This window comes from Paenibacillus sp. LX16 (genome assembly GCF_036252815.1).
Classification (GTDB): Bacteria; Bacillota; Bacilli; order Paenibacillales; family Paenibacillaceae; genus Paenibacillus; species Paenibacillus polymyxa_B.
In genome coordinates, this window is the sequence record NZ_CP141152.1 from 4,248,051 (window position 1) to 4,261,350 (window position 13,300).

Consider the following 13,300-nt stretch of genomic DNA (forward strand, 5'->3'; position numbering starts at 1 on the left):
GCTACTTTACCTCCGCTTTGTACTGGCTCCCGATACGGTCGGCCGCAGCGATTGCCGCTGCAACCTGCTCCACTGTGACCGGAAACGGCATGGAATGAATTGATTCCTCCAGAATGCAGGCCTTTGCAGCTACTTCCATGAGTTCTTCCTGGCTGATATGATCGACGCCGATATCGGCCAAGCAGACCGGTAAACCGACGGCTAAACAGAAATCAAGTACCTGATGCAATTCTTCCGTCGACGCGTTTTCGAGCACCAGCTGTGCGATCGTGCCGAATGCAACTTTTTCTCCATGATAATAATGATGCGTGCCTTCCAATATCGTGAGTCCATCATGAATCGCATGAGCCGCCGCAAGTCCGCCGCTCTCGAAGCCGAGGCCTGAGAGTAAAATATTAGTTTCAATGATATTTTCGAGTGCTTGCGTAACTTGGTTTTCATCACATGCCGCTTTTGCTTTGGCACCGTCTTTTAACAGCATTTCATAACATAGCGTTGCAAGTGCAATCGCCGCATTCGTACCTACTGCTGACGCACACTGTCCTTCGCGTACTCCGTTAGGCAGTCCGGCATTGACCCTGGAGTAAGAACGGGAGGTCGCACGGGCTTCAAAGTAAGTCGACAGTGCATCACCCATACCTGATACAAGGAATCGGGTTGGTGCATTAGCGATTACGGTGGTGTCGACTAATACGACACTCGGACTTTGCTTAAAATAGGCGTAATCGTCGAAAGCCCCTTCCGGGGTGTAAAGAACGGCCGAGTGACTTGTCGGTGCATCCGTCGCAGCAATCGTCGGACAGATGATAAGCGCTTCCCCTTGAGCCACGCATTTCGCCGCGTCGATCGCTTTCCCACCGCCGAGACCTACGATACAATCGCATCCATTTGCAGTAGCAATTTCCTGAAGTCTAGACACTTCCTGTCTGGAACACTCACCCATAAAACCGCTTTCAATAAAGTTCACGTTATATTTACCCAAAGTGGAATCAAGCTTATCTTTTACCCGCGCCACATCGTCAGGATGCGCAATCAGTAAAGCGGATTTGCCGAAGGTGCTCACATAGTAACCCAAATTCAACAATTCGTTTTCACCTTGTACATATTTGCTTGGGCTGATAAAAGCTTTTCTCATCTATAACTCCTCCTTATGATTGTGTTGGCTTCGTTCTAATTAAAACTATAACCGAACCATGTAAACTTTACATTGGAGGAATCAAGGAATATATTATAATTTGCAATCGTATTTTTTTGCACTGAAGATCACGAATTATACTTTTTTGTTATTGATTACAGGATAATTTACCATTAAGGGATGAGAATCTTGATACGTGAACATTTGAGCATCCAGAAAATCTTTGATTTGAAAAAGTGGGAGCAGCTGCAGGATTCATTAGCATCCGTTACCCAATTAGCCATTCTCACCGTCGATTATAAAGGGAATCCTGTAACTAGCCACAGTCAATGCCAATCGTTCTGCAAGAAGGTTCGCCAGGATGAGAATCTCCTTCCCTACTGCCAAAAATGTGACTCTCGCGGTGGACTTGAAGCGGTGCGTTCCAACAAACCTTATATTTATCTCTGTCATTATGACATCGTCGACATCGCGGTACCGATCATTATCGACGATAAGTACATTGGCGCCGTCATGGCAGGTCAGGTCCGCTTAGCCGATCCTTCGAGTGCCTTACAGCTGGAGCAAATCCTCACGTCAAAAAATGAAAAACTGTACAGTTCCAAATGGGAGGAGCTTAAGAATGATTACGCCGATCTGCCATCCATGACCTATCAGGAAATCCAGACGATCTCCAACATGTTATCCTTACTCTGTAATTATATTGTTGAAGAAGCGATGAACAAAAATCTTCTCACGGAAATGTTCGAGAAGGCACCGGCCACACAGTCCACACCGCAGTTGTCCGAAATCCTTCCTGGCTACTCGCTGGAGCATATCGAAAACCTTAAGAAAGAAATGAATAATTTCTTAGCAGATGCCTATCTGAATTCCTCAGGAGATGTGGATATTCCGTGCGGAAATCCCGTACTAAAACCCGCTTTCGAATATATTTTTGAGCACAAGGGTGAAACTTTTTCTCTTAAAGTCATGGCTGACTTGTGCCACATTAGCCCAAGCTATTTTAGTCGGCTGTTTGCCAAGGAAACGGGGGAGAACTTTTCCAGCTATCTTTCCCGCCTGAAGATGAAATGGGCGAAGCAGTTGCTCGAAGCTACAGATATTCCTGTATCTCAGATCAGTAGCGAGCTCGGCTTCAATGAGCCGGGGTATTTCATAAAAATATTCAAAAAGTATGAAGGCACAACGCCCGCGGTGTACCGAAAGTATTACAAGGGATAAAGCAAACGAAAAACAGATGATTCACGGATCTAACGTCACCATGATCATCTGTTCATATTGTTCTGCTCAAGTTACGTATCCAGGTCGTGCTTCTCAGGCTGCCTGAGATTGTGTTTTGCGCTCAACCACCGTCCCTTTTTATCAGCAAATTTTATGGAATGTTTCTTTATCGTTACTGTAATGTTTCTGACTGATCCTGGACGTTCGTTTCATTGTGCATGGATTCCGATTTTTTCTTGCGAAATAATTTGGCAAAAAACTTGCCTATCACACCAAACACACCTGCACAAGCAGCACCAATAAGTATGATAACCTTAATTCCCGCGCCCTTAAAAAAAGCAATGAGTAATGCCAACAAGCCTACTTTTTTAGCTACTGCCAAGCCTGCTCCTCCCAAAATCAATCCGGTCAGGCCGTATTCGGAAGTTTTGTCTGTTGAAGCATTAAAATCCTCGTACCGCTCACCTGATTTGACTGTCAGCTTGGGTAATATGTTCTCATTCAAAAACTTCTTATCTGCGTCCAAATGCGCAGGATCGGACACTAATATTGCAGAGATATAACCCTGACGAGTGAGCAAACGAACATTATAATTGATCAGCTTTTCCTTGTTCCCATCCTCCGCCAACATAGACCAGGTTAGATTATGGGTCGCTTCATTATAAAAAGGCTCCACATCCCAGCCCGTAACATACAGACGATCACTTTCCGCTTTTTCCTTGTTACTCTCTTCCGTACCCTCTTTATAACTATCTAGAATGGCATCCGCATCGATGTCTTCTTTTTCATCATCCTTGATGTGTCCAAGTTCATAGTATTCAAAAACAACTTCCCAATTTTGATTTTCATCTTTCGGAAATATACTCCCAATCTCCTTACCAGATGGCTTATCATGATTCATCTCGCTTGCCTTTGCTGTGTTAGCTGCATCCAAGTAAAGAAGAGATGAGTCCAGTTCAACCGCAGCCATTTTTCCCAGGTCTACCTTTCGGCCACCCTCAATCCATTTTAATTGTTCATTGGATGAGGCCCACGCGTTACCCCCACTGAGTAACACCAGACTAAGCGCCAATAGTGCTCCAAAAATCGTTTGGCCCCATTTCATTTTGTTACTACATCTGTTATCTAGTCTCTTGTTCAAAACTCATTACCCCTTTATAAATTCCAATATCTCCCGTGTCCCCAACCATATTAGCCACTGCTTCATATTTTGTCAATTCACAGTAGCAAAGGGAGTTACCGAGACTTAATACTCATTTTTATGCATATGTATGCAAATATTCTAATATAATTGAACTGAATTAATAAAATGTGAATGAGCGATAAGAAAAACTCATAAAGGACAAGCACAATTGCGCAATGGAACTACTTATCTGTTCAAAGTCTCTCTCTTATGATTTTCTAAAGGACATATCCTTGATCTGACAACCTCGTTGATTTCTAGCTTAATCTCGACACATCCATCTAGCATAAAAAATGTGGATTTTTAGCAGATTAAGGAACACATAATTCACCAAACAAGTGACTATAGTCTTAGTGACTTTTTTCCTGTTTTTAAACATATGTCAACTTTTTTATTTAAAAGAATGTATAGGCTTTCATAAGGTTGATTTAATTAGAAATAAGCTAATCATTGAATAGCCTTCTAAGAGTTCACTGCTTGTTTTGGAGACTAGAGGCTATTCACCAGTATTTTATAGTGTCACCATAGCACACAACTGGTTATTCTCTACGAGAAAAAAACTTATTCCTCTCATGTTCGAGTGAAATAAGTTTTTTAAGATAAATTATAATTTTGGGGCCAATTAATTGTGTGAATTCTTTTTACAATCTGTTATTCTCGCTCTTTTAATTAGCTATTAATATCCTTATTTACATGCATTTAATCTATTAACTTCAACAATATCATTTACGTTGTATTCATCAAACTTTTCAAGAAGAGCACCAAAACCTTTTGATAGTTGAAATTCCATTTCTTCCTGATATATTGGACAAACAACTAAAAATTGTATTGTTTTATCTTTACTTAACATTAACGAGCTAAATCCTTCATCTTCACGAATGGGAGGTAATAATAGCATACAAGTGAAATTATTGTCATTTGCAATTGGTTCTGGAGGATCCCCATTAGGTATAGTGTCTCCATAACAAAACCATGTGTTTCTTTCATGCGGGAACTTGCCAAGTTTTCTTAGCCAACCAAATGGCCAATAATCTTTAAAATCTTTAATATCCTCTTTAGCCACAGGCCATGATGCCGGAAGATACATGATAAGTTCTGTATATTCCCAATCTTTATTATCTTCTGAAACTTGTGCAGGTAATAAGCTCATTCCTGACGTTATAATAGTATGAAAGTCTCTTTGGTCGTTTGCTCGAAAAATGATTAAGTTTATATTTAGACTTTCTGAAACGGTCTCTATATTTATTAAATCTGGCTCACCAATGTATTTCTTATAATGTTCTAATAATTGATTATTTATATCCAATATTATCACTTCCTCTTATAAGCAATCTCTTTGTATTGAAGTCCTCCCATAGGCTGTTAGAATACCAATAGGCTTCCTTGAGGCCACTTCCCTTTCCAACCACAAGGTATATGTCCTGAATTATATATTTCCAACAATTCTGTATGAAAGCCTGGTTTTACATACGTGCTATATGCATATTCCATCATTGCAGTAAGCAAATCCCACTCAACGCTCTCATATATACAATTGTTTAATTTATTTCTTTCTATAAATGTAGAAATATTTTTAAGGACTCCATCCTTAAGTAATAATTTAGCCTCCATAGTAATATTATTCCACTGTCTGTATTCTTCTCGCCAATTCTCATGTAGAGTCGAAGTTAGTTGATTTCTTATTTGGAGTCTAACATTATCCCAAGTAGAATTAACTTTTTTTTCAACATCAACCCAGTTACGTACTTGCGTAACATTAACATTGAGTGTAGCATTAATAGCATCCCCACAGTTACTGAAAAAGTCAATTTTAGATATTGTATTATCGTAAAAATCCTTTACTTCGTTCATTTTCTTCCCCTCAGTTTAGTTTTATTTTTTGAAATAAATATTTATATATAGAATTTATTTGTCCTGGTATTTTTGGTATTGGATCATCATCTTGTAAACCATATTTTAACCGTTGGCTTCTAGCTTTCTCCACTACATCTAAGGTTTGTTTTTCGGTTAATCCAGCCTTTCTCAACGATTTATATAATGCTACGTTATATTCAGCATTTGTAGGAATTAAACCTTTTTTATCCCCTTTTCTATATCTATTAAAAAATTCTTCCATAGTTTTATGTGCCATAAAGTGTGGTGAACCAACATCCTTAAATGCATTGCCCTCTAATTCGATAGTATATCCTTCATCTGACGGGATTACCTGTTTGCCATTCCCATCTTTTTTAAATGCAGCATCTTGATTAAGGTGATGCTTTTGCTTCCCAGATTTATCATATTTCCACTCACCATACTTCTTAACAGTTACTTTTTCTTTACTTCCTACTGTTCCCTCAACCTTTTTCGCCGCGTTCTCTTCCATTTCCTTCATGACCTTGTTGTAATTCTTCTGCACATCCGTCTGTGGAAGTGGTCCGCTGTCCATCTTATTAACGTGCGGAACTGGCGCTCCGTTGGCTATGACCAACTTCCCGGGGTTGAGACCGTCTGACATTTTACTCAGTTGCTCATTGAACTTCTGGCCCAGTTTACTGCCGGCCTGCTCCAGCTTGGTTACAGCTTTGCCAAAGCCTGCCCCGACTGCATCTACACCTTTGCTAATCCATTGCGGTGTAACTTTGCTGCCTACTTTTTCAGCGAATCCGCCAATGGCCTTGCCTACTTTGGAATCCAGTACGCCTACGGTGACAAAACCCAATCCCGCGTCCTTTGCTACTGAGCCCCAGTTGATCTTTTCACCACTCAGCATCTGACTCGCTAGATTTTCCGCGGCATTTGTGACACCGCCGATCGCTGCTTTCCTCAGTAAGGTTCCCCCTACACCGAGAGGGCCAAAGATTGCTCCAGATACCGCCCCGATTCCCGCTTCTTTCAAGCCGGTCAGGGCATAGTCGCTGAAGTCGCTCACTTCCCCTCGGGCGATATCTGATGCGGCCAAGCTTGCTACACCCAAGCCACCCGCCAGCAGCGCTCCTCCGGCTACCGCTGCAATGACCACCGTACCCGCTCCAAGCGTCGCTACCGTAATGGCTGCTACCACGGCTACGGCTGCCACAACCGCCAAACCGCCCAAAATATTCATCCCCAGCTTGCCCCAGTTAAACGGTTCAGGGGGTGGCGGCGGTGGAGGTGGCTCGCCTTCCTTCGGTTCATCATCAAACGGCGGGTATGCAGTTCGGTCGCTACCGTCCGCCCAGACGTTTCCTCCCAACACGTGGTATTCGTTTTCTACCGAAAGCCCCGTGTTTTCTCCCGTCTGATACGCCATGACCTGACTGGTTCCGTCAATAATGATTTTCTTCGGCGTATTCAGAATGATTTCCTGCTCTGCTTCTAGCGTTAGCTTTTTGGGACTAGTTATTTCAATCCCAGTAGCATCGTCCAGACTCATCTGCAATGTCCCCCCCGGATCACCCATGATATGGATGCGACCCGGTGCCATTTTCAGCTCACTTCCATGCTCCGTACCAAAATATCGATCATTGGGATTACTCGTTTTCGCGCAACCGTCTCCATTTGTACGAACCGCACCCAAAATCATTGCTCTGGAACCAGAGCCATCTGGAAAATACAGGCTTGCCTGTGTTCCCACCTTCGGCATACTGTACATCGCACTTCCCGTTGGGGGAGCGAACGGATACCAATGCGGCTCGGATACCCCATCATCCTTATCAATCGCCAGCCGCAGCTTCACTTCCTCTCCCCGTACCGCCAGAACCTCTCCTTCCAGAGAAATTCCGATTGTTTTGGGATTGGGGATGAAATCACTGCGAATGCCCTCCGCGCGGGCCAACACATAACTGAATAGCAAATGCCCCTTTTCCATGCGGCTTCGCAATTCAGTTACAACCATTGTTTTCTGGCGAAATTGAACCTCGTCTCCAAGAGCATACCGTTCTCCGCTTTCAATCTCGTATTTGAAAAAGTCGGTATCATGTAGCCCGGCTGACGTTCCGCCTGCCCGCTGATAGCCTTTTAAATCCTTACTTGCCGTATATGGCGTATCCTTCCGAATCGTTCGCTGGGTGCCAGCAGGCATGCCGAAATACAGCTTCGGCGATGCGGACTCCCATATGTCGCTGACCACCACTGTATGTAAACGGCTCGCCATCCGTTTCATAAACTCCCAGTCGGTTTCATCATATTGTAAAATGGCTTCGCCTACCGACTGCTCTCCGGTCTGGTACAAGACATCACTTTGCTCATAGCCTTGAGCAAGCTTATTCACTAACTGTTTATATGTTTGTTTTTCCTCAGGAAAAGACCGCTTTCTTTTGACAATATCCAGCTCAAATGATCCACTGATTCCTTCCAGTGTAAGTGTATACACTCCATTATGGTTCTCAACTTCTACCGTATGGACGACACCCTTAAACAAGCTGATTTCCTCTTGTCCATTCTGCGCATACACATGTAGCTGATCCTCTGAGGTCGCATCCAGCGCAGCCGTGGCATGACTCGACTCCCTACAAATGCCTGTGAGTGTAATACGCCCATGCTCACCCGGCTTCCACTCGATCTGAACATCCTTTAAGACCTGAATGGGGTAGGGGGAATCTATTCGAATCTGATCATATCCTATCATGTTTTCAAACCTCCCTTCCAGCTACTCCTCCTGCTGGCCATTCGTATGAAATTCGATAAATCCATGATATAAACAAGTCTGAAATGAAGAGGTCGTCAAGGCTGGTTGGCCTTCCACCTTTGTCTGTTCTTTTGTGTTTTTCCACTTATCCGTCAGCATCGGCAGGCATGGCTTCCCTGAGATTGTGGAGCCATCTTCGGCGATCAGATATATAGTCTCGGCACTCGGCTGTTCCGGACTGTTACAAATTCCAAAGTGAGGGACATTTTCAGGAGAATAATCTCCTTCATTCATCATGGGTTTACCATTAACAAAAGCCCCGTGGCTGTTCGGCAAATTGATCTTTCGAGGATGGGTCCCGCAAGTGCAACGCATACAGGCCCCCCGTACGACATAATACTCATTGTCTGACATGTACCCTTTCCCTCCCTATTTCACCTGGACTTGCTCCAAAGCGATCCCGGTATAATCACGCCGCAATATACTTTCCGCCACGTCCAAACGGACGATGATCATCGGGGTAGCACTCTCCTGGATTGTAAAAATCTTGTGGCTCCGAATAGCATCTGCTTGTAATACCAGCTTTCTAAGCACACTTTGATCCAAATTCCATTCGCTTTCTGGATGTACTGCTGCAAGCCGCTCCACAAAAGGAATATAGTAATTCTTCTGTATCTTCTGTTCGATCTGAGTAAGTATCGTTAATTTCATAGTCATCTCCGGCACATAGGCCTGGACAAGGCGTTTTAAAGCATCTGAAATGAGTGGAATGGGACCTTCTAGATAATCAATAAAAATACTTTCTGCATCTGCCTTCACGTGAAACATCAATGGCTTGACAATATCCTCCGGCTGCAAATTATACAGCTTCCACGGATCAATCGTTTCCATTACCTTTTGTAACGTAGGAACATGGGTATACCGCACATCCTGCTTTAAGAGGAAATAATCCATGAAGATTCCCCCTCTCGTATCTCAGCTCCCTCACTACGCGTAAAACGGCACAATATTTCGCTATCATCTCGATATTCTCCAGCAAATATCGTGCATGCATTTGCTTTTGGCATCCTTTCTAACGAAGGGGAAGCAATAAAAACTGGCATCTGGCTTTTCAAGAACTCAACAGTGAGCAGATGGTATTTGACCGCCTCAATTTGTTGAATTTGTTCAATATCCATCGTCGTGATCTTACGGACATAATCTGATTTAAGCTTTTCCAGCTTAGTCATGCGATTGAACAGAGGCTCGAAAACAAAGTCTGCCGACCATTCCACAGCGCATTCAGTCTCATCCAGAAACCAATTTTCATCATAGGCATCTATACGATAAACCGCTTTATTTTTCCTAACACGAGTTCTGAGCAAGGAGATATAAATATATCGAATATCCCCCTTACGACCTTGCTCGTGCTGAAGGGTAGCGAGCTGGCATAGCGACTCTAAAGCTGCTATAAGCTCGTCTTCAATGGCTTGCTGGCGCGTCAGAAAGTTGTTTTCAATAAGAGCCAAATCATGTATCCATTCCGTAAATACGTGCTTTTCCAGCAAATCCTGCAACGCAGCATCCCGATCCATGAGCTTCATTCAATGTTCACCTTACCCCCGGTTAATCTCACATCATCCATGATGTCGAGTTTGGCTCCGGATTGAATAAAACTTACGCCTTCTTTCCCCTCCATAATAATTTTCGCTCCCCCTGTAATTTGGATATCTTCCTGAGCAGACAGGGTTATTTTTTTGTTACTGTTAATTTCGATCCCGCCTTCATCCGTGAGACGCATGAGCATTTGCCCACTGTTGATAATTTCTACTGCACCAGGCTTGAAAACGACTTGTTTGCCGTATTTGGTGCTGATACTCTTGACCGCAGGATCACTTCTTTTAACGGGATCAGAGGAGGCAAGATCGACAGAACTGGCGGCAAAAGCATGCTGCTCCCGTTCATCCGGAAAGTACAGACGAATTTGATCACCTGCTTCCGGCATAACATACCAACCGCTGCCATCAGGAGAAGAATAAACCGTAGAATAGGGAAACCACATAGCCCCGGATGCAGTCGAGCCTTGATCAATTTCCAGCTTGATTTTCACTTTTTCTTTGGAAATATCAATTACCTTGCCAAACAGAGAGGCTCCTGAAAGATCATAGGCATAGACGGTCGGGCATTTTAACCCATGTGCATCCCGTAAAATGTAACGATTAACGATCAGATTTCCTTCTGTGGTCGTCTCCGCCCTAGCTATGTAAAGCGTTCTTTTATGAAAAATTACGGAACTGCCCAGTTCTAGCACTTTGTTGCTGGTCACTTCATAACTCAAGCTGTTAGACTCACCATATTCCGGCAGTCCGTTACGGGACATGAGCTTGTGCTCCTTCAAGTCTTTTTTTATGGAATAGTTATGTTCGTTCAGCGGTTGAGGGGCACTAGAATGGGGGACACCAATCACATATTTCAGTCCTTGTTGCATCGTAATTGGAATTAAAGCAGCATGTAGCCGAGAAGCAATTCTTTTGACAAAGGCCCAGTCCGTTTCATTATATTGCACTAATAATTCACCGATAGCTGCGCCATGAGAAGCCTCGTCAATCACTTCTGCATCAGTATATGAACTTGTAACATGCGAAAATAGATTGTTATATGATTCCGCTATTTTTTGGAATGAACGACGTTTGGGGCGAATGTCCATCATTAAGGTTTCACTGCTAGCGTCAATCGTAAGCTCTCGTACTCCGTTTACAGCTTTTACAGCAATATTCGTGACGATTCCCTGAAAAAACCGGATCTCCTTGCCTTCACTTTTTAAGAAGACTTCGATGTGCTCATCTTCATCCGCTTTTTCTACGTATTGATCCAGCTTGTCCTCCGAAACAATTCCACGTATGCAGAAGCTCACATGTTCGTTTAACTGTTTAATGAGATGGATACTTAATACACGCTGAAACTGATAAGGGGCCACCTGAACATCTGCTGTGGTGTAAATGGGGTTACTCATTCATATCCCTCCTTTTCTGCCTCGTCAACCGTTTGAATGGTACGAATCATCTGCAGGGCGACATCCCGCCATTCAGAATACTGCTTATACGGACAACAAAATGTTCCCATGACCGTCTTTCCTTCCAGCTCAAAGTAGAACATATTGTGGTAGATGGGCTGGTCTAGCGCAGGACTTTTAAAGTCAAAATAGCCAATCTGCTTACCATGTACCTCTTCTATTTTTTCTTCATAAAATACGTGGGCAGGATTCATATTTTTCATCATGGCCTTCATGCCAGAAGTGAGCTGTTCCACCCATTCATCTTGTAGCGTCTGGTCCACCCGATTCAGGGTAACATCCACACTGCCCAAATCATTCGTCAAAATCATTTCTGGACGTTGCTCATGAGGATATTTAATCTTTTGCAAATGCTTGGGCATTGGAGTAAAGATAGAGGGGACATGCATTTTCAGCCGATCCTTAAAGAAAGATCGCTCTTCAAACACATAGGATTGACCGTCAATGATTATGGGTCCTGCTAAAATATTGTTAGGCCTCTTCAGCTTCTCCATCTCACGGAGCTGATCCAAAATCTTTTCATCCTCATATTTCATAATGCACACTCCTCTACCTAATTTTCTAATCCACAATCATCCGTCCGGCTCCGCCGCCCTGCCAACGGCCTGCTGTTCGTTTTCCACGTCCGGCGCCTTCTAGAATAAGAACTAGCTGTCTATGCAACTGAGCATGAGAATAATCTCTGTATTCCGCACCATTTCGGTTTGCGATGTAATGCTGAATGGACTCCCTGTCTACGGCTTCTGAGTTCAGGCATATGAGTGCAAACATACAATCCATTGGATCGGATGCACCACTTTTAAGCAGCTCGGATGCGAAGTAGCGCATCGTCTCCGGGCGCAATGTACTCTGCTTCAAACCCGCAAAAGGAGCATGGATATCACTCCATGTATTGAATTCGGTTGCCATGTCGGCAAAATCCTGATAATCCGAGCGAAGCACGGCTCCATCTTTGAGCTTGAATCGGCCCAGCTCCATCTTATCCAGACCGATCTCTGCCTCATCCTCCAGCACGATATCTGCATGATGGGCTGTGAAATCCGGGCGATCTGTTTGTTCCAAAAAGAGTAGCTTCAACACCGATAGCCGCCCCGTGGCCGCATACGGCACTTCCTGCTCCTGCTCCAGCAGATATAGTCTGTCCTTGTGCTTCACGATGCCTCTACCAATGGTCAGCATGTTCTCCCCGACAGTTACGTTCATTCCGGTGATAATGCCATCCGAAAAATCCTGATACCGGATATCCAGAAAACTGCGAGGGTAATCTCGCAAATTTTCCAGCATCTCGGTTTTTAGAATACGGCCTTTTTCAAACTTCGGAACGATATGCGTTAACATGGTGCTCCCCTCCTTTCTCTATTCTTCTTTATTTAGGGGAACAGATAGCCGATTCACACCGGGTGCAGGAGGCGGAACAGGAACTGCATCATCGATGGGTTGAGCTTTGCTTACTCCAAGTAATCCAGTAAATAGGCGAAAATTCTTTTCTAAAAATCTGCGTATATCCATCGTGCTCCCCCTGTTTGAAGACTACGGTTCATAACAATCTTAGAATCTATTTATCCACCTTTACATTCCAGCTCCGCGTTGAGCCTGCTCACGAAGGATATAGTCCAGCTCGCGTTTGTCCACAACATAGGTACGGGCGATCAGATCGTGGAGGGCCTGTTTTCTCGCCGTAAAGGCTGCCATGATAAAGCCGGCGAACAAAATGATGACTGATAGAAGCTTACTCCAGTAGCGGGCACTAGCACGTCCAAAGCTGAGCTTATGATTAAACTCATCTACCACAACGATACCGAGAGCCAGCTTGCCCACCGTTGCTTTGCATTTGGACGATTCCATAAGCGCATAATATAGCCATATAGCTCCCCAATTCAGCAAGGTCTGTCCTATTGTTTTCATTGTAAAAATATAAGTAGATCCATCTGAGAGCAAAGAGCTTTCTGCCGGAGACGGTACCCAATCCCCTAAGGTTCGAATCACAAGCCAGATCAATCCAATTATTAAAAATACAAACCATAGAATAAGGCTATCGATGATATAAGCCAAAGTTCGTTTCCAAAAACCTGCATACAGCACGTTATCCCCTCCAAGTGTTGTGTACTTTTCTGATTTCAG

General features: G+C 43.7%; 14 protein-coding genes. 1 reads left to right on the forward strand and 13 read right to left on the reverse strand.

Features of this window, described 5'->3' with window-relative positions; translation table 11 throughout:
• Position 1 precedes the first annotated feature (1 nt).
• Complete coding sequence (locus T3H97_RS18980; protein ID WP_328800573.1) at positions 2–1,135, reverse strand: glycerol dehydrogenase; 1,134 nt, start codon at positions 1,133–1,135, stop codon at positions 2–4.
• A 189-nt stretch (positions 1,136–1,324) separates the two neighbouring features.
• Here T3H97_RS18980 and T3H97_RS18985 point away from each other — a divergent pair, with 189 nt between their 5' ends.
• Positions 1,325–2,356, forward strand: coding sequence for a PocR ligand-binding domain-containing protein (locus T3H97_RS18985; protein ID WP_328800574.1), 1,032 nt, complete (start codon positions 1,325–1,327; stop codon positions 2,354–2,356).
• Between the two features lie 172 nt (positions 2,357–2,528).
• On the opposite strand, the gene T3H97_RS18990 is transcribed toward T3H97_RS18985, so the two are convergent.
• The 12 genes from T3H97_RS18990 to T3H97_RS19045 all read right to left on the reverse strand — a co-directional run bounded on the left by T3H97_RS18990 (position 2,529) and on the right by T3H97_RS19045 (position 13,261).
• Positions 2,529–3,461 (reverse strand): DUF2167 domain-containing protein, encoded by a 933-nt coding sequence (locus T3H97_RS18990; protein WP_328802849.1) that lies wholly within the window; start codon positions 3,459–3,461, stop codon positions 2,529–2,531.
• A gap of 763 nt (positions 3,462–4,224) precedes the next feature.
• Positions 4,225–4,845, reverse strand: a complete 621-nt coding sequence (locus T3H97_RS18995; protein WP_051718019.1) for a suppressor of fused domain protein — start codon at positions 4,843–4,845, stop codon at positions 4,225–4,227.
• Positions 4,846–4,901: 56 nt separating this feature from the next.
• Positions 4,902–5,390 carry a hypothetical protein gene (locus T3H97_RS19000; RefSeq protein WP_029515665.1) on the reverse strand — a complete coding sequence of 163 codons (489 nt, stop codon included), beginning with the start codon at positions 5,388–5,390 and terminating at the stop codon, positions 4,902–4,904.
• Between the two features lie 10 nt (positions 5,391–5,400).
• Complete coding sequence (locus tag T3H97_RS19005) at positions 5,401–8,127, reverse strand: hypothetical protein (RefSeq protein ID WP_328800575.1); 2,727 nt, start codon at positions 8,125–8,127, stop codon at positions 5,401–5,403.
• 21 nt (positions 8,128–8,148) lie between these two features.
• On the reverse strand, positions 8,149–8,541 hold the full coding sequence (locus T3H97_RS19010) for a DUF4280 domain-containing protein (RefSeq protein WP_023989844.1): 393 nt from the start codon (positions 8,539–8,541) through the stop codon (positions 8,149–8,151).
• A gap of 15 nt (positions 8,542–8,556) precedes the next feature.
• Positions 8,557–9,081, reverse strand: a complete 525-nt coding sequence (locus tag T3H97_RS19015; RefSeq protein ID WP_328800576.1) for a hypothetical protein — start codon at positions 9,079–9,081, stop codon at positions 8,557–8,559.
• Entirely contained in the window at positions 9,063–9,710 is a 648-nt protein-coding gene (locus T3H97_RS19020; protein ID WP_328800577.1) for a hypothetical protein, read from the reverse strand. The genes T3H97_RS19015 and T3H97_RS19020 overlap by 19 nt, the downstream gene beginning before the upstream one ends.
• A complete protein-coding gene (locus T3H97_RS19025; RefSeq protein WP_328800578.1) occupies positions 9,707–11,119 on the reverse strand; it encodes a phage tail protein in 1,413 nt (470 codons plus the stop codon). The genes T3H97_RS19020 and T3H97_RS19025 overlap by 4 nt, the downstream gene beginning before the upstream one ends.
• Positions 11,116–11,715, reverse strand: a complete 600-nt coding sequence (locus T3H97_RS19030; protein WP_328800579.1) for a hypothetical protein — start codon at positions 11,713–11,715, stop codon at positions 11,116–11,118. Before T3H97_RS19030 ends, T3H97_RS19025 begins: the two co-directional genes overlap by 4 nt.
• A 25-nt stretch (positions 11,716–11,740) precedes the next feature.
• The gene (locus T3H97_RS19035; RefSeq protein WP_328800580.1) at positions 11,741–12,517 is read right to left on the reverse strand and encodes a DNA and RNA helicase; all 777 of its coding nucleotides are present in this window, start codon (positions 12,515–12,517) and stop codon (positions 11,741–11,743) included.
• An 18-nt stretch (positions 12,518–12,535) separates the two neighbouring features.
• Positions 12,536–12,688, reverse strand: coding sequence for a hypothetical protein (locus T3H97_RS19040; RefSeq protein WP_175405292.1), 153 nt, complete (start codon positions 12,686–12,688; stop codon positions 12,536–12,538).
• Positions 12,689–12,748: 60 nt separating this feature from the next.
• Complete coding sequence (locus T3H97_RS19045) at positions 12,749–13,261, reverse strand: RDD family protein (RefSeq protein ID WP_328802850.1); 513 nt, start codon at positions 13,259–13,261, stop codon at positions 12,749–12,751.
• Positions 13,262–13,300 lie beyond the last annotated feature (39 nt).

Coding starts and splice junctions, on each gene's coding strand:
- T3H97_RS18980 (WP_328800573.1), bottom strand. CDS start 1,135: ATGAGAAAAGCTTTTATCAGCCCAAGCAAATATGTACAAGGTGAAAAC.
- T3H97_RS18990 (WP_328802849.1), bottom strand. CDS start 3,461: ATGAAATGGGGCCAAACGATTTTTGGAGCACTATTGGCGCTTAGTCTG.
- T3H97_RS19000 (WP_029515665.1), bottom strand. CDS start 5,390: ATGAACGAAGTAAAGGATTTTTACGATAATACAATATCTAAAATTGAC.
- T3H97_RS19005 (WP_328800575.1), bottom strand. CDS start 8,127: ATGATAGGATATGATCAGATTCGAATAGATTCCCCCTACCCCATTCAG.
- T3H97_RS19010 (WP_023989844.1), bottom strand. CDS start 8,541: ATGTCAGACAATGAGTATTATGTCGTACGGGGGGCCTGTATGCGTTGC.
- T3H97_RS19015 (WP_328800576.1), bottom strand. CDS start 9,081: ATGGATTATTTCCTCTTAAAGCAGGATGTGCGGTATACCCATGTTCCT.
- T3H97_RS19020 (WP_328800577.1), bottom strand. CDS start 9,710: ATGAAGCTCATGGATCGGGATGCTGCGTTGCAGGATTTGCTGGAAAAG.
- T3H97_RS19025 (WP_328800578.1), bottom strand. CDS start 11,119: ATGAGTAACCCCATTTACACCACAGCAGATGTTCAGGTGGCCCCTTAT.
- T3H97_RS19030 (WP_328800579.1), bottom strand. CDS start 11,715: ATGAAATATGAGGATGAAAAGATTTTGGATCAGCTCCGTGAGATGGAG.
- T3H97_RS19035 (WP_328800580.1), bottom strand. CDS start 12,517: ATGTTAACGCATATCGTTCCGAAGTTTGAAAAAGGCCGTATTCTAAAA.
- T3H97_RS19040 (WP_175405292.1), bottom strand. CDS start 12,688: ATGGATATACGCAGATTTTTAGAAAAGAATTTTCGCCTATTTACTGGA.